This window comes from Campylobacter sp. IFREMER_LSEM_CL1846 (assembly GCF_025772105.1).
Classification (GTDB): Bacteria; Campylobacterota; Campylobacteria; order Campylobacterales; family Campylobacteraceae; genus Campylobacter_D; species Campylobacter_D lari_D.
In genome coordinates this window covers 12,141-27,530 of sequence record NZ_JAKMRM010000010.1, presented here as the reverse complement: position 1 = coordinate 27,530, position 15,390 = coordinate 12,141, and the positions used below count along the sequence as shown (strand labels likewise).

18 protein-coding genes are annotated in these 15,390 nt (G+C 29.8%); 14 read left to right on the top strand and 4 right to left on the bottom strand.

Annotated elements, in window-relative coordinates; translation table 11 throughout:
- Positions 1-88 precede the first annotated feature (88 nt).
- The 9 genes from L8W40_RS05730 to L8W40_RS05690 all read left to right on the top strand — a co-directional run bounded on the left by L8W40_RS05730 (position 89) and on the right by L8W40_RS05690 (position 6,395).
- On the top strand, positions 89-790 hold the full coding sequence (locus L8W40_RS05730) for a Bax inhibitor-1/YccA family protein (RefSeq protein ID WP_039629164.1): 702 nt from the start codon (positions 89-91) through the stop codon (positions 788-790).
- A 102-nt stretch (positions 791-892) separates the two neighbouring features.
- Entirely contained in the window at positions 893-1,237 is a 345-nt protein-coding gene (gene secG, locus L8W40_RS05725; protein WP_133319019.1) for a preprotein translocase subunit SecG, read from the top strand.
- A gap of 14 nt (positions 1,238-1,251) precedes the next feature.
- Positions 1,252-1,809: a ribosome recycling factor gene (frr, locus tag L8W40_RS05720; protein ID WP_039668941.1), complete on the top strand. Its 558-nt coding sequence runs from the start codon at positions 1,252-1,254 to the stop codon at positions 1,807-1,809.
- Positions 1,810-1,811: 2 nt separating this feature from the next.
- Positions 1,812-2,420 (top strand): orotate phosphoribosyltransferase, encoded by a 609-nt coding sequence (pyrE, locus tag L8W40_RS05715; RefSeq protein ID WP_133319020.1) that lies wholly within the window; start codon positions 1,812-1,814, stop codon positions 2,418-2,420.
- Entirely contained in the window at positions 2,420-2,836 is a 417-nt protein-coding gene (locus tag L8W40_RS05710) for an RDD family protein (RefSeq protein WP_263664901.1), read from the top strand. The genes pyrE and L8W40_RS05710 overlap by 1 nt, the downstream gene beginning before the upstream one ends.
- On the top strand, positions 2,833-3,855 hold the full coding sequence (locus tag L8W40_RS05705; RefSeq protein WP_133319022.1) for a ribonucleotide-diphosphate reductase subunit beta: 1,023 nt from the start codon (positions 2,833-2,835) through the stop codon (positions 3,853-3,855). The genes L8W40_RS05710 and L8W40_RS05705 overlap by 4 nt, the downstream gene beginning before the upstream one ends.
- Positions 3,856-4,024: 169 nt before the next feature.
- A complete protein-coding gene (locus L8W40_RS05700; RefSeq protein ID WP_318529485.1) occupies positions 4,025-4,147 on the top strand; it encodes a dihydroneopterin aldolase in 123 nt (40 codons plus the stop codon).
- 10 nt (positions 4,148-4,157) lie between these two features.
- Positions 4,158-5,675 (top strand): disulfide bond formation protein B, encoded by a 1,518-nt coding sequence (locus tag L8W40_RS05695; protein WP_263664900.1) that lies wholly within the window; start codon positions 4,158-4,160, stop codon positions 5,673-5,675.
- 90 nt (positions 5,676-5,765) lie between these two features.
- Positions 5,766-6,395: a protein-L-isoaspartate(D-aspartate) O-methyltransferase gene (locus L8W40_RS05690; protein WP_133319188.1), complete on the top strand. Its 630-nt coding sequence runs from the start codon at positions 5,766-5,768 to the stop codon at positions 6,393-6,395.
- On the opposite strand, the gene L8W40_RS05685 is transcribed toward L8W40_RS05690, so the two are convergent.
- Positions 6,396-6,755 carry a GNAT family N-acetyltransferase gene (locus L8W40_RS05685; protein ID WP_263664899.1) on the bottom strand — a complete coding sequence of 120 codons (360 nt, stop codon included), beginning with the start codon at positions 6,753-6,755 and terminating at the stop codon, positions 6,396-6,398.
- A gap of 141 nt (positions 6,756-6,896) precedes the next feature.
- On the opposite strand from L8W40_RS05685, the gene L8W40_RS05680 reads away from it, so the two are divergent.
- Positions 6,897-7,637, top strand: a complete 741-nt coding sequence (locus L8W40_RS05680) for a carbonic anhydrase family protein (RefSeq protein WP_263664898.1) — start codon at positions 6,897-6,899, stop codon at positions 7,635-7,637.
- A gap of 11 nt (positions 7,638-7,648) precedes the next feature.
- On the opposite strand, the gene L8W40_RS05675 is transcribed toward L8W40_RS05680, so the two are convergent.
- Together L8W40_RS05675 and typA are read right to left on the bottom strand one after the other, a co-directional pair.
- Positions 7,649-8,281, bottom strand: coding sequence for a poly(A) polymerase (locus tag L8W40_RS05675; RefSeq protein WP_263664897.1), 633 nt, complete (start codon positions 8,279-8,281; stop codon positions 7,649-7,651).
- Entirely contained in the window at positions 8,281-10,089 is a 1,809-nt protein-coding gene (typA, locus tag L8W40_RS05670; protein WP_220567072.1) for a translational GTPase TypA, read from the bottom strand. The genes L8W40_RS05675 and typA overlap by 1 nt, the downstream gene beginning before the upstream one ends.
- A 127-nt stretch (positions 10,090-10,216) precedes the next feature.
- Here typA and L8W40_RS05665 point away from each other — a divergent pair, with 127 nt between their 5' ends.
- The 4 genes from L8W40_RS05665 to L8W40_RS05650 are packed head-to-tail and all read left to right on the top strand — an operon-like array spanning position 10,217 to position 14,920.
- A complete protein-coding gene (locus L8W40_RS05665) occupies positions 10,217-10,555 on the top strand; it encodes a hypothetical protein (protein WP_263664896.1) in 339 nt (112 codons plus the stop codon).
- 3 nt (positions 10,556-10,558) lie between these two features.
- On the top strand, positions 10,559-12,232 hold the full coding sequence (locus tag L8W40_RS05660) for a flagellar hook-length control protein FliK (RefSeq protein ID WP_263664895.1): 1,674 nt from the start codon (positions 10,559-10,561) through the stop codon (positions 12,230-12,232).
- A 50-nt stretch (positions 12,233-12,282) separates the two neighbouring features.
- Positions 12,283-13,290, top strand: coding sequence for a flagellar hook capping FlgD N-terminal domain-containing protein (locus L8W40_RS08140; protein WP_220567070.1), 1,008 nt, complete (start codon positions 12,283-12,285; stop codon positions 13,288-13,290).
- A gap of 4 nt (positions 13,291-13,294) precedes the next feature.
- Positions 13,295-14,920, top strand: a complete 1,626-nt coding sequence (locus L8W40_RS05650) for a flagellar hook protein FlgE (RefSeq protein ID WP_133319032.1) — start codon at positions 13,295-13,297, stop codon at positions 14,918-14,920.
- Positions 14,921-14,930: 10 nt separating this feature from the next.
- Here the strand turns inward: L8W40_RS05650 and L8W40_RS05645 are convergent, their stop codons facing one another.
- Positions 14,931-15,374: a hypothetical protein gene (locus L8W40_RS05645; protein ID WP_263659559.1), complete on the bottom strand. Its 444-nt coding sequence runs from the start codon at positions 15,372-15,374 to the stop codon at positions 14,931-14,933.
- Between the last annotated feature and the right edge of the window lie 16 nt (positions 15,375-15,390).

Here is a 15,390-nt window from a genome sequence, read left to right as displayed (position 1 = left end):
ATTTTTTGTTATATTTTTATACAATTTTAATCTTTTATTTATCTTTTTTTTGTAAATTTTAATTTTTAAAAATTATTGGAGGATTTTAATGAGTCTTTATGATAGAGATTATTCTAACTCTAAAACTCAAGAATTTGAAGGTTATGCTAGAAGTGATTTGAGCATTTTTATAAAACAAACTTATCAGCTTTTTGCTGCTTCATTATTAGCTGCAACAGCAGGTGCTTACATAGGAATTTTTGCCTTAGCACATTTATTTGCACAATCTCAAGCAACTTTTTGGATTTTATTTATCGTAGAAATTGGCTTGTTATTTGCATTACAATGGAAAAAAAGAGAAGCTCCGCTTAATTTAGTTTTACTTTTTGCCTTTACTTTTGTTTCAGGACTTACTTTAACACCACTTTTATATTCTGTTTTAGCACTTCCTGCAGGAGCTAGCATTATCGCTCAAGCTTTTGCTTTAACAACAGTGGCTTTTGGTGCTTTAAGCGTTTTTGCTATGAATACAAAAAGAGATTTTACTATGATGGGAAAAATGCTTTTTATAGCTTTAATTGTTATCGTAGTAGCTTCTTTAATTAATATCTTTTTTCAAAGTTCACTTTTAAGCTTAGCAATTTCTGGTATTGGTGCAATTTTATTTTCTTTTTACATTCTTTATGATACTCAAAACATCATTAGAGGAAATTATGAAACACCAATCGAAGGTGCAGTTGCACTTTATCTTGATTTTATCAATCTTTTCATCTCTCTTCTTAATATTTTAAGAAGCTTTAATAGCAGATAAAAATTTGCGAGAAAAATTCTCGCAAATTTTCTTTACCTCTTTCAAGTTTTTATCAAACTTTTTAAGTTAAAATACTCATTTTATTTTCAATAAGGAAAATTCATGACTACTCTTTTAATTATTTTGCAATTTGCAATTGTTGTAATTATTTGTATTGCTGTTTTATTACAAAAAAGCTCAAGCATAGGACTTGGAGCATATAGCGGAAGTAATGAAAGCTTGTTTGGAGCAAAGGGTCCTGCAGGGTTTTTAGCTAAATTTACTTTTGTGATGGGTGTTTTACTTATCGCTAATACAATTGCTCTAAGTTATATGTATAATAATGCTAATTCTAACTCACTTGCTGAAAAAGCAGAACAAATTTTACCAAAGGCACCTGAAACAAACACAACTAGCATTCCAGTTGCACCAAGTGCTCCAATTAGCGAAAGTAATACTAGCAAATAAAAAAAGGAAATACCATGCTAAATGAAATTTATACCAAGCAAAAACAACAATCAGACAAAAGCTTAGAGGCCTTAAAAAAAGATTTTACTACCATAAGAACTGGCAAAGTAAATATAAATATACTTGATCATATTCATGTAGATTATTATGGTAGTGCAACTCCATTAAATCAAGTAGCAACAGTTTTAGCAACTGATGCTTCAACTATTAGCATTACTCCTTGGGAAAAATCAATGCTAAAAGCCATAGAAAGTGCCATAGCTGCGGCAAACATTGGAGTAAATCCGAACAATGATGGCGAAAGTGTTAAATTATTTTTTCCTCCTATGACAAGAGAACAAAGAGAAGAAAATGCTAAAAATGCTAAAGCTATGGGTGAAAAGGCTAAAGTTGCTATTAGAAATATTAGAAAAGATGCAAATGATGCGGTAAAAAAACTAGAAAAAGATAAAGCAATCTCAGAAGATGAAGCTAAAAAAGCTTATGATGAAGTACAAAAACAAACCGATAATTATACAGCAAAAGTAGATGAGTTAGTTAAAAACAAAGAAGCGGAACTTTTAAAGGTTTAAAAATGAACTTAGAACAAATTTATAAAGATTGTGGAGCATACCTACAAGGACATTTTTTACTTAGCTCAGGGAAACACTCTGAGTTTTACCTTCAAAGTGCTAAAGTTTTAGAAAATCCAAAACTAGCAGGTGAGCTTTGTGATGAGCTTGCGAAAGTTATTGCCAGTTTTAATATTGAATTTGATAGTATTTGCTCGCCTGCCTTGGGTGGAATTTTAGCAGGTTATGAACTTGCTAGAGCTTGCAACAAACGCTTTATTTTCACTGAACGCGTAGAAGGAGTGATGAGTCTTAGACGCGGTTTTGAAGTAAAAAAAGGTGAAAAATTTATCGTTTGTGAAGATATTATTACAACAGGTGGCTCAGCACTTGAGAGTGCAAAAATCATCGAGAATTTAGGTGGAGAGGTAGTAGGTTTTGCAGCTTTAGCAAATCGTGGTTTTTGTGCTGTAAAAAATTTAAACAATCCAAGAAAAGAAAATGCAAAATTACCACAAAATTTACCACTTTTTGCACTAGGAAATTTTGAATTTGATATTTATGATGCAAATACTTGCCCACTTTGTGAAAAAGGCACTAAAGCTATCAAACCTGGTAGTCGTGGTAACTAATGAAAACTAAAGCAAAAATAGCCACTCGCTTTTTAAGATTTAAAGCCTTTTTGATTGATCTATTTTTGCTTTATGTGCCCATTTTGTATTTGTTTTATTTTACTCTTGGCTCTAAAGAAGCTTTTTTAAGCAATCAACTTATAATTTTTTTGTGCCCATTGCTTTTTGGATTTTTACAAGCATTATTTTTAGTAAAAAAAGCTCAAAGTCCTGGACTTAAAGCTTATGATTTATACTTGATTGATATTAAAAATGGACACAAACTTAATTTTTTTAGAATAATCCTACGCTATGTAATTTTCATTATAAGCTTTGGCTTGTTGATTGGCTTTTTGGTAAGCTTTTTAAGAAAGGATACCTTAGCCTTGCATGATATTTTAAGCCAAAGCGCTATTGTAACAAAGGTGGAAAAATGAATAGAAAAAGAATTTATAATCCAAAATCAAATGAAACTTTAAATGATAGAAAAGTATTTAACGGCAACCCACATGGTATTTTAAATTTTACTAAAGCAAAATACACATGGGCTTTAAAACTTTGGGATTTAATGGAAGCAAATACTTGGTTTCCAAAAGAAGTAGATACAACAAAAGATGCACTAGATTATCGTTGCAATCTAACCGTAGCAGAAAAAAGAATGTATGATCTAGTTTGGTCTCAACTTATCTCAATGGATAGTTTTCAAACAAACAATCTTGCTGATAATATCAACCCTTATATCACAGCACCTGAAATCAATGCGGTTTTAGCAAGACAAGCTTATGAAGAAGCAAATCACTCAAAATCTTATGCAGTGATGGTTGAAGCAATCTGTGAAAATACAGACTTAATTTATGAAATGGAAAAACATGATGAGACTTTAAGAGAAAAAAATGATTTCATTTCAAGTATTTATGAAGAATTAGCTGGCGAAGTAGATGATAATAAACTTTTACTTGCAATGGTAGCAAATCAAATTCTAGAAGGAGTGTATTTTTATAGTGGTTTTACTGCTATTTATGCTTTAGCGCGTGCAGGAAAAATGCTAGGTTCAGCACAAATGATACGCTTTATACAAAGAGATGAAATTACTCATTTATTATTATTTCAAAATATGATTAATTCTGTGCGTAAAGAAAGACCTGATTTGTTTAATGATATCAATATAAACAAAATTTATGATATGTTTAAAAAAGCAGGTGAACTTGAGATCAAATGGGGTAAATACATCACTCAAAATCAAATCATGGGTTTTACAGACGATATTATAGAAGAGTACATTCACTATCTTGTTGATCAAAGACTAATAGCTATTAATCTTGATAAAATTTATAATGCAAAACATCCTATTAAATGGGTGGATGATTTTTCTAAATTTAATGATCAAAAAAGCAATTTCTTTGAAAGCAAGGTTACAAACTATTCTAAAGGGAGTTTGAGTTTTGATGACTTTTAAGTCACAAAACTACCCATATTTTACATTTTTTTAAACTAAAATTCTCTTTTTATTTAATATTTTATTTTTATTTATTTCATTATTGTAAAATCCGCCATTTTATTTTATTAGTAAAGGGGTAATTATGGAGTTTTTAGAACTTTTGCTAGTCTTTATTGCCATAGTTCTCATGATAATTAAGCCTGAAAAAGAAAAACTAGCTTTTTCTATACTTGTAATTTCATGGGCTATTATGGTATTTGACTATTTAGGTCGCAAATCAGGCGCAATCTTAGGCCTAATGAATCTATAAGGTGGCAAATATGTGTGATATTAACAAAACTAAATTTTTTTATTTTTTAATGTGCTTGGCAGGTTTTTTAATCATTTTAATGCCTGTTGGAATTGCAAATTTGATTTTTGGTTATATGCTAGGTGATAGCCCTTGTACTTCTTGTTGGGGCCAAAGAGAATCAATGATTTTCATTGGTGTTGCAGCTTTATTTATTGTGCGTTATGGTATGAAAGGTAAGTTCTTAGCTTTTCTTTTAATTGCAACTGCATTTGGTTTATGGCAATCATTTAATCATATAAGCGGACATGCACATCGTGATCTTGATCAAGGTTTTGGTTTGCCTATTTTTGGTTTGCATACTTATTTTTGGGCTGAAGTAGTATTTTGGGCTGTAGTTTTATTACTTGGTGTAATTTTTGCTTTTGCTCCAAAATTTGGCTCCTTTGAAAAAGAAATGGAAGGAGTTAGTTTTAGAAAATTAACTAAATTTAACCTAGCTGCTATGGTTATTGTTGCTTTTATCGTAGCTTCAAATGTCTTCCAAGCTTTCGTAAGCACTGGTCCTATCCCATATAGCGGACAAGGTGATCCAGTTCGTTTTAGTTTAAATCCAAAATATATTATTTGGGATGATTCAGGCTGGAATAAAAGTTGGAAAAGCATTTCTTTCTTAGGAAAACGCGATGTTAAAGAACCTGATTTTGCTTTTGCTCCTGCTAATGAAAAACTAGGTATTGAATTTGATAATAATATCAGTAATGCTCCATTTACAAATATCGATGATAATCTAAAAATCGCAAATGAAACAAAAATTGATTTTCCTAAAGCTATCAATACACTTGATTATATCAATGGAGAATATGTCGCAAGTTCAAAATGGGAAGTATTTTTCCTAGATGATAATTTTAGCACTAAAACAGATTTTCTATTAGATCCATATTTTTCAGCTACAATCAACCCTATCGTAGGAATTATCCCTTATTTAGATAACAAATACATCTTAATGGGTTCTAATAAATCTTTCTTAAGATTTGCTCAAAATCCTAATGCAGATGAAGCTTTACAATATGCTGATTTTATTAGAGGGGCAAATAATTTTGAGGGACAAGGTGAAAACCTTGGTCGTGGTAGAATTGACACAGTTAGAGCTAAATTCCATCATGTTTTAAGCACAACTACTGATGGAAAATACATGTATCTTGCTACTGTTCCAAACAATAAGGATGCTAAAACTTTTGTAATTTCTAAAATTTCTTTAGCAGATAGAGTTCTTTCAGCTGAATTTACTCCTAAAGCTGAGTTAAAAGAAGGAAAAACTTTGGGCGATCTTTATATAACTTCAATGGCTTTTAAAAATGGTAAAATTTATGCATTAAGTAAAAAGCATAATGTTATTGCTGTAATTGATCTAGACAAAGAAGAAGTTGTAAAAACTATTTCGTATCCAGAAAATATAACTAACGCAAGAAGCTTATTCTTCAAAGATGGTAAAATGCACATCTTATCTTATCAAGATGGATCAAATATCCTTTATACACTTGATTAATCTTAAGGCGTTTTTACGCCTTAAGGATTTTAAAGCTAGATAAATAAAATTTAAGATAAAATAACACTTTTTATCAAGGAGTGCTTATTGATTCATATATTTGAACAAAAACAATGTCAAACTATGGCAGAAGAAATTCGCAAAAACACTTTCATTAATGAAGAATTATTTGAAGCTTTTTGTTCTACTCCAAGAGAAATTTTTTCACCTTTAAAAATGCATGCTTATAGACTTGATGCACTTCCTTTAATGGGTAATCAATGGATAAGCTCACCTTTAACTGTGGCCAAAATGACTATGGCGCTTGATTTTAAAGAAGCTGATAGTGTTTTAGAAATAGGTTGTGGTAGCGGGTATCAAGCTGCGATTTTAAGTAAGCTTATTAGAAGAGTTTTTACCATAGAACGCATCGAAAAACTTGCAATTAGTGCTATAGAAAAATTTAAAAAACTAAACTATGCTAATATTCATGTAAAATTTGATGATGGGCAAAATGGCTGGAAAAATTATGCACCTTATGATAGAATTTTACTCTCAGCTTATATAGAACACATTCCAAATGTATTATTTGATCAACTTGAAAACAATGGAATTTTAGTAGCTCCTTTACTCATAGGAAATCAACAATTTATCACTAAATTTACCAAAAAAGATGGCGAGATTAGCAAAGAAGTTTTAGATGAATGCCTTTTTGTACCTATCAAAGATGGCAAAGAATAGTTAAAATTTCATTTTTAAAATAATAAAACCATATTCATCTTTATATTCACTCTCTTGTAAAAAACCATTTTTCTGATAAAATTTATATGCCTTATAATTATCTTTATTTACTTCAACATATTTCAAATGATAATCATTTATGACTTTAGATATTAAAGTAGTGTCTATACCTTTGTTAAAATATTTTGAACTTAAAAACAACATTTCAATTTTATCATCCACAAATGCTAAAAATCCAATCATTTTGTCTTTATTATAACAAATCAAATAATTTAAACTAAAGAATACTTGAGAATTTAAAAGATCATTTTTAATCTTTTCTCTATCAAAATCAGATAAAAAATCATGGGAATGTTTCACACTATCCTCCCATATATCGATCAATTTATCCTTAATATTGTCTATAATTTCTTTAAAATATTTAATTTTAATATAATTATTTTTAAATATAAGCTTCTTGTAGGATTTATTTTTTTATAATTATATTAAAAAAGGAATATTATGAGTTTTAAAAAAATACTTTTTGGCTTATTTACTACTAGCATGCTTTTTGCCTATGAGCAAATGCCTCAAAATGCCTCACATGGAAATTTCATAGACAAAGACAAATGGAAAAATTTAGATAAAAACTGGATTTACTGTGAAAGTGGTTTAAATCAAGATTTTATCAATATAAATAGTAAAAAGGCCACAAACAAAAATCATTCTTTAGAATTTAACTACTCAAATGATTCTTTTGGTTTAATAAATGATGGTTATACCATAAAAATGTATTTTGCAAGCAATGGAAGCCATATCATGCTAGATAATACAGCTTATAATTTATCGCATTTTCACTTTCATAGCCCATCAAAGATTTCTATTGATAAAAAATCTTATCCTTTAGAAATTCATTTTAGCCATGTAAGTCAAAAAGGCGATATAGCAGTGGTTGTGCTGTTTTTACAAGAAGGTGCGGAAAATCCTTTTATTAAAAAAATCATCCGTGCTTTTCCTAAAAAAGAAGGCGATAAGCTTTATGTTCAAAGCTTAAGCGCTAATGAGTTATTACCAAATAATCTTCAATCTTTTTATATCTTTAAAAATAAACTCAACAAGCCTTGTAATCAAAAAATCACTTGGATAGTTTTAAAAGACATAAGCTATGCCTCTAAAGAGCAAATTCAAATCATACAAAATTTAATGGGAAAAAATGAGAATTTAAAAATACAAGAAATTAATAATTTAAAACAAAATGATTAAGTAAGCTAAACTTAATCATGTATAAAAGCTTGAATTTTTTCTAAATTAGCTCTAAAAAGTTTAAAATTTAACTCGCTTGAAATTTTTAAATCAGCAAAAAAAGGATTTTTCAAACTAGCTATGAGCAAATAATCATCTTTTTTCAAAACTCTTTGTGTAGAAAATTCTTTATCCTTTACTTTTTCAAAAATACTTTCACTTGAGCTAATATCTTCTTTTAATTTCTTACTATAAAGCAAAATTCCACAAAAGAAATTCCCAAATTCATCTTTAAATTTCACATCATAAAGAATAAAATCATCAAAAATAAAAGAATTTTGAGAATGATAAGTTTTTAAAGAAAAATCAAAAGTAATTTTTTCAAAATCTTTTTGATCAAAGCCTTGTTTGTCAAATTTAGCATTGTTTTGCTTTAAAAATTCTTCACACATTTTAAATACAAGCTCATTGCGTCCCCACATAAGCTTTCTTCCTAAAATTCTAAAAAACAAAACTCCTGCTAAAACAGCAAAAAACAAAGCTATAATCACATCCTTGCTAAATTGAAAAGCAAGAAAAAATATAACCAAAGCTTCAGCAAATGCTAAAATTTGTAAAGCTTTGAGTCTTTTATTTAAAGCTTGTCTTATGGCTTCAAAATCCATTAAGACTTAGCCTTTTCCATTCTTTTTCTTTGAGTAGGATCAAGATATCTTTTTCTAACTCTAATATTTTGTGGAGTAACCTCTACAAGTTCATCTTCTTCTATCCACTCTAATGCTCTTTCAAGGCTTAATTTTCTAGGTGGTACAAGCTTAATCGCATCATCACTACCACTTGCTCTAACATTAGTTAAATTTTTACCTTTAATAGGATTAACATCTAAATCATTTGGGCGTGAATGCTCACCTATAATCATGCCTGTATATACTTTTGTTTGAGGATCAATGAATAATACCCCTCTATCTTGTAAGTTAAATAAAGAATATCCTAGTGCAACACCATTTTCCATAGAAATTAACGCGCCATTATTTCTTTTTTCAACTGCTCCACTAAATGGACGAAACTCTAAAAAGCTATGGTTCATAACACCCTCGCCTTTAGTATCTGTTAAAAATTGTGATCTAAATCCTATAAGCCCACGCGCAGGAATTTCAAACTCAAGTCTTGTTTGACCATCTCCAGTTGGTGTCATAGTTTTCATTTCAGCTTTTCTTTTACCTAGTTTTTCAATCACCACTCCGGTAAAATCATCAGGCACATCAATCACTAAATGCTCAAACGGCTCTGTTTTAACACCATCTTCTACCTTAACGATAACTTCAGGTCTACCCATACAAAACTCAAAACCTTCTCTACGCATATTTTCGGCTAAAATAGTTATTTGAAGTTCACCTCTTCCACTTACTTTAAATTTACCCTCGCCTGTGCTTTCATATTTCATGGCAATATTAGTTTTCATTTCAGCTTCTAAGCGTTCTGCGATTTTATTTGAAGTTACATGTTTACCTTCAGTACCCGCTAAAGGACCATCGTTTACTGAAAATACTATACTTAAAGTTGGCTCTTCTATATGTAAAGGATCAAGTGGCATAGGGTTGTTTGGATCTACCACGCTATCTCCTACATCTAAAGCTTCAAAACCTGCAATCGCTACAATATCGCCTGTCCCTGCTTCTTCAATGTCCATTTTTTCTAGACCCATAAAACCGATAAGCTTTGAAATTCTTCCATTGATTTTAGAGCCATCTGCTTTAGCAAGCATAACATTTTGATTTTTCTTTACTTTACCATTAAAAATTCTTGCAATCCCTATCTTACCAACGAAATTATCATAACCTAGAGTAAAAACTTGAAGCTGTAAAGGATTTTCATCACTACCACTTGGAGCAGGCACACGCTCAAGTATAGTCTTAAACAATGGTTCCATGTTAGTGCTTTCATCTTCAAGTGCAAGTTTTGCATAACCATTTTTAGCAGCTGCATAAACCACTGCAAAATCAAGTTGTTCATCATTTGCCTCTAAAGCCACAAAAAGATCAAAAATTTCATTGATTACTCTTTCAGGATCAGCAGCTGGCTTGTCGATTTTATTAATAACAACAATAGGTTTAAGCCCTAAAGATAAAGCCTTTTTTACCACAAATTTAGTTTGAGGCATAACCCCTTCTTGTGCATCAACTAAAAGTAAAACCCCATCAACCATTTTTAACACACGCTCAACTTCACCACCAAAATCAGCATGGCCTGGAGTGTCTATGATATTTATTTTTGTGCCTTTATAATTAATAGCGGTATTTTTAGAAAGTATAGTAATACCTCTTTCTTTTTCTATATCATTACTATCCATTACACGCTCTGCTATTTGTTCACGCTCATTAAAAGTTCCTGATTGTTTTAAAAGCTCATCTACCATTGTTGTTTTACCATGATCGACATGAGCTATAACAGCTATATTTCTAATATTATCCAAGTTTTTCTCCAAAGTCTTAAATTTAAAATCTAATATTATATAAAAAAAATGCTTAAAAATTAAGATTTAAAAATTGGAACACTTGTTGCTTTTGTCTTGAGTAAGAATTATTTTTAAGGAGAAAAATATGTCAAACCTAAATACTCAAATCTTTAACACTAACTTAGAAAAACAAGGAACTTCAGTTTTAAATAGTAAGCATTTTATGGAACTTTTAAATTATTTAGAAGTTATAAATTCAAACGAAGAAAAAGAATTAAATTATGCAAAACTTTCAAGTAAAGTAAGTGAAATTTTAGATGATGCTCAAAATGAAAATGCGGTTTTAAATGCTAAAAACATAGAAGAATTATTAGTAATATTTAAAAATTTTAATCTTACTCATGAAAATTTAAAACTTGATTGTGCAGCACAATTACAAAATTTATTTCCAAATTTAGCAAAAAATAATTTTTTAGTAGGTTAATTAATGTCTAATATCCAAGCTAGTGATGCTTTAAACTTACTAAGCATCACTCCACAAAATGAAAACCCAAGTAAAGAAAACGCTAGCTCACAAAGTGATGGCGAGGAATTTTTAAATTCCTTATTGCAAGCAATAAATGAAAAAGATGGAAGTTTACCAAAAGATTTCAAGACTCCACAAAAAGATGATAAAGTTAATGATAAAATTTTAAAAGATGATGTCAAAGATAAAATACCGCTGGATGAAAAAGATGCTTTGAAGCTTTTTGAGGGTGCAAATTTTATGCAAATTCTTTCTTTATTGGAGGTTTTACAAAGCGATAGCAAGGATATAAAACTAAACAAACTTGTCCAGGATAATACTGCTATTTTAGCTCTTGAAAAAAATCTACACAAGCTAAAAAATATAAAAAATATTAATGAGCTTTTTAATGTGGCAAAAGAGCTTGGATTAAACATCAAAAATATAAAATTTGAACAAATTAAAGATTTAAAAGAAGCCTTTCCAAATCTTGATAAAAAAGGTTTTTTTGAAATACCAAAACAAAATAATAATACTAATGTTTTTCAAGATTTAATCAATCAAAAAATTACCAAGCTTTTAAAAGAAGAACCAAATACAAGCAAAAATATAAAAAGCAAAGAAAATGAAGGTGTGTCTTTGCTTTCTTCTGCTTTAAAAAATATAGAACTTCCAAAAAAAGATATAAAAACGCAAGCAAAAGAAAACATTCAAAACATAGATTTTAAAGAAAAATTAGTAGAAAAAATTCAAATTCAAGATGAAAAAGAAATAAAAAACGCAAAAAATATCCAAAATACAACAACAAAATTCAATGAAAAACTAAGTGATATTGAGTTAATTAATCTTACTCAAAACACAAACCTAAAAAAAGATATTAAAGAAAAAGAAAAGCTAGATTTTAAAGAAATATTAAAGAATGAAAAACTAACTACTAGCGAAGATAGCTTTAGTAAAAAAATAAGTTCTGTTTTAGAAAATTCAAAAGATTTAAAAACTGAATTAACAAATATAAAAAATACTCAAAATATACAAAATCAAAATCAAGATTTAAAAATTAACTTAGAAAATCTATTAGCCCCTCAAGATAAACATTTAAAAATAGATAAAAATAATCAAAATATAGATAATTTTAGTGATATTTTTAAACACACAAAAGAGTTTTCAAAAGATGAAAATGATCATAGTGAAGAAAATTTAAATTCTTATGTAAGGGAAATGAATAGGGTTTCTAATAATTTTATAAAAAATCAAAATATTCCTATGAAAGAAACTTTTAATGATTTTGCCCAAGAATTTAAAGAAAAACTAGAAAGCTACAAAGCACCTATAACTCGCTTTAGTATAACTCTTAATCCACATAATCTTGGAGAAGTAGAAGTAACTTTAGTCCAAAGGGGTTCAAATTTAAATATTAGCTTTAACTCTAATCAAAATACCCTAAATCTTTTTATACAACATCAAGCTGAATTTAAAAATGCTCTTGTAAATATGGGATTTACAAATTTAGAAATGAATTTTAGTAATCAAGAAAGAAAAGAACAAAGCAATCCGCAAAGACAAAAAAACAACAATAGTAAAGAAGATAAGGTGAATTTTGAAAAAGAAATTCAAGAAAAACCGAGCTTAGAAATGGTTTTAGCAAAATATTTTTAAATGGAATATTTTTTGCTTTGAGCTTTAAAAATATATAAAAAAGGATTTTTATGTCAAATATAAACACACAAACCCTTCAAGGTCCTTTAGCAACGCTTAATACTAAAGATATGCCAAATGCTAAAGGAAGCACTAGAGCCGGTGAAGGTGATAGCGGGTTGATTTACAACCCTGGGGCAGAACTTGACAAGGATGCGTTTTTAAAGCTTCTTTTAATAGAACTCCAACATCAAGATCCAACAGATCCTATGGATACTGAAAAAATGCTTACCCAAACAGCACAACTTTCAGCACTTGAAATGCAAGATAATACTAATAAAACCATGACTCAACTTGTAACTGCGATGACAAAACTACAAAATTCTATTGCAGCAAGCACAGGTATGAGCGCACTAGCTGCAGTTGGAAAGCTTGCAACAGTTAAAGATAATTACCTTGTAGTGGCAGATGATGATATACAATTTCAAATTAATATGTATTTACCACAAGAACCACAAAAAGGTAAAAAGACTGATATTGATATTGAAGGTTTTGAACTTAAGAAAAATGGCGAAGATAAACTAGATATAACAGGTAAAGTTGATAAAGAAATAGCTGAACCTGGAGAAACTATACATATAAAATTAAAAGATGACAAAGGTCAAGAAGAAACTGTTCAAGCAGTAGTTGGAGAAGATCAAACATTTAAAATAGTAGGACATACCCCAAGTGTTGATATCAAAACAGCAAAGATTGATTCAGCTTATAAATCAGACAGCACACCTGTAACATTTACTATTTATAATGAAGCAGGAGATCCTGTAAGAACAATGAGTGTTAAAGATATGAGTGCTGGTATGAAACAAATCGTTTGGGATAGAACAGATGATAGTGGAAGTCCTGTACCATCTGGAAAATACTATGTAAGAGCAAGCTATATAGGTGAAGATGGCACAACCGTTAATTCAACTTATGGTGCTTATCCTATCACTGGAGTTAAATTTGAAGAAGGTGAAGCTCTAGTTGGTATGGGCGGTAGCTGGGTTAAATGGGAAGATATTAAAGAGATTACAGGATAAAATCATGTTTACAGCATTTTACAATGGAGTAAATGGAGTAAAATCCCAAAGTTATGGTATAGACAATACCGCTCATAATATAAGCAATGTCAATACAGTCGGTTTTAAATACTCTGATGTGGCATTTAAAGATGTATTTTATAGCACCATAACAACACAATCATATAACAAAGGTCAAACTGGTTATGGTAGTGTAGCAGGAGCTACTAATGATATTTTTGAACAAGGTCCGTTAGTTTCTACTGATAATGAATTTGATGTAGCAATTGCTGGAAAAGGCTTTTTTGGTGTAAGTAATGCCAATGGGGTTTATTATACTAGAAATGGTGCTTTTAAACCTGATGCAAATGGATTTTTAGTAGATTCAAATGGAAATTATGTACTTGGAACTATGAATCCATCATTACAAGAAATTCAACTAAGCGATAGAGTTTCTAATATGTTTGGTCAGATTATGGGACAAAAAGTCACTACAGCTTGGAGTGGAACACCTGGACAGAATTTACAAATGGGCGGAGTTAATACTCAAGGACCTATTTCTGTACCTAAAAATCTTTACTTACCACCTCAACCAACGCAAAATATAACTTGGAGTGGAAATTTAGACACAAGCACCAAAACAGAAGCAGTAAATGTAGATGTAGATGCTTCTAAATTTGAATTTAGTAAAAATGAAGATGGTAGTGTAAAAATTTCAGGTAGTGTAAAAGATGAACAAATTTATGGTATAAAACCTGGCGATACTATATATTTTAAAATCACTGATGAAAAGGGTGCTAGTCAAACATTACAAGCTACTTTAGATGAAAATTTAGCTTTTAGTATCGACAATCAAAAACTAGATAAAGTCGATTTAGAAACAGCCAAATTAGAATCATCTCACTTAAGCGTTGAAAAAGAAGTAGCTGATAGCACAGAACTTTCTGCAAAATTAATAAATCCTGATGGATCTATTAGTTGGGTAAAAGTTAAATTAGATAGAGTTTTACCGCAAAATGGTACAGATTTAGAATACAAAGCCGTTGCACAAGTGTATGATAATGATGGCAATAAAATAGGTGGAACAACTGAAGGTTTAATCACTTTTAACGAATCTGGAGCTTTAGTATCTAACACCTTAAATTCGGTAGATAATAATGGCACAAGGGTTAATATAAATCTTGGTTCTTATTATGATCCAAATATACCAAATTCAGGCTATGATGGGCTTCATGCTTTACAAAACAAACAACCTTCAGTGCATACACAAACAGATGGTAAGGGCGAGGGGTTTTTAAATAATTATTCTATTAACACAGATGGTACTATCATCGCCACTTTTACCAATGGAGATCAAATAGCTATGGCAAAACTTGCTTTGTTTAATTTTACAAACGAACAAGGCTTGGAAAAGCTAGGGGAAAATCTTTATGGGCAAACAGGAAATAGCGGCAATCCAACTTTTTTACTTGATGCTAATGGAAATTTCAGCACAGCAACTTTTAAAGGTTCTTATTTAGAGCAATCTAATGTAGATTTATCGGTAGCTTTTACTAACTTAATTACTCTACAAAAAGCTTATGATTCAAGTAGTAAAAGTATCACAACAGCCGATCAAATGATACAAAAAGCAATCAACATGAAACGCTAATTTTAGCTTTTCATGTTTTATTTATATTTTTTTGCTCTAAGATATATTTTACCTCTTGCTCAAAAAATTCATACACCCTAAGCTGAACCAAAGATTCTTCTTCATTTTTATCTATTAAACGCTCAAGTTTATCAAATTTTATCTTTTGTATATATCTTGGATTTTTTTTCAAAAGCAAAGCAATATTTTTAAGTAAAGTATCCAAACTAAGCTCATTTTTTAAAACTCTATCTACATATTCTTTAGAAGTTTGCACCAAAATTGCTTGCCTGCTTTTATCTTTTGGATAAATTTCACTAGCAATATCAGCTAAAACTTGCCAAATTTCTGCTTTTATATTTTTATTTGCCACAATAATAGCCGCAAAAGATTTTGCTCTAAATTCTAAAGACAGATGACTAGGAACAAAAAATTCTCTAAATTTAGATAAAAAATTTGCAAATATACTCAACATACTTCACCTCAATGTT

Excerpts from the sequence above, each read along its gene's own strand:
- L8W40_RS05730 (WP_039629164.1), top strand. The coding sequence starts at position 89 with ATGAGTCTTTATGATAGAGATTATTCTAACTCTAAAACTCAAGAATTT.
- secG (WP_133319019.1), top strand. The coding sequence starts at position 893 with ATGACTACTCTTTTAATTATTTTGCAATTTGCAATTGTTGTAATTATT.
- frr (WP_039668941.1), top strand. The coding sequence starts at position 1,252 with ATGCTAAATGAAATTTATACCAAGCAAAAACAACAATCAGACAAAAGC.
- pyrE (WP_133319020.1), top strand. The coding sequence starts at position 1,812 with ATGAACTTAGAACAAATTTATAAAGATTGTGGAGCATACCTACAAGGA.
- L8W40_RS05710 (WP_263664901.1), top strand. The coding sequence starts at position 2,420 with ATGAAAACTAAAGCAAAAATAGCCACTCGCTTTTTAAGATTTAAAGCC.
- L8W40_RS05705 (WP_133319022.1), top strand. The coding sequence starts at position 2,833 with ATGAATAGAAAAAGAATTTATAATCCAAAATCAAATGAAACTTTAAAT.
- L8W40_RS05700 (WP_318529485.1), top strand. The coding sequence starts at position 4,025 with ATGATAATTAAGCCTGAAAAAGAAAAACTAGCTTTTTCTATACTTGTA.
- L8W40_RS05695 (WP_263664900.1), top strand. The coding sequence starts at position 4,158 with ATGTGTGATATTAACAAAACTAAATTTTTTTATTTTTTAATGTGCTTG.
- L8W40_RS05680 (WP_263664898.1), top strand. The coding sequence starts at position 6,897 with ATGAGTTTTAAAAAAATACTTTTTGGCTTATTTACTACTAGCATGCTT.
- L8W40_RS05675 (WP_263664897.1), bottom strand. The coding sequence starts at position 8,281 with ATGGATTTTGAAGCCATAAGACAAGCTTTAAATAAAAGACTCAAAGCT.
- L8W40_RS05665 (WP_263664896.1), top strand. The coding sequence starts at position 10,217 with ATGTCAAACCTAAATACTCAAATCTTTAACACTAACTTAGAAAAACAA.
- L8W40_RS05660 (WP_263664895.1), top strand. The coding sequence starts at position 10,559 with ATGTCTAATATCCAAGCTAGTGATGCTTTAAACTTACTAAGCATCACT.
- L8W40_RS08140 (WP_220567070.1), top strand. The coding sequence starts at position 12,283 with ATGTCAAATATAAACACACAAACCCTTCAAGGTCCTTTAGCAACGCTT.
- L8W40_RS05650 (WP_133319032.1), top strand. The coding sequence starts at position 13,295 with ATGTTTACAGCATTTTACAATGGAGTAAATGGAGTAAAATCCCAAAGT.
- L8W40_RS05645 (WP_263659559.1), bottom strand. The coding sequence starts at position 15,374 with ATGTTGAGTATATTTGCAAATTTTTTATCTAAATTTAGAGAATTTTTT.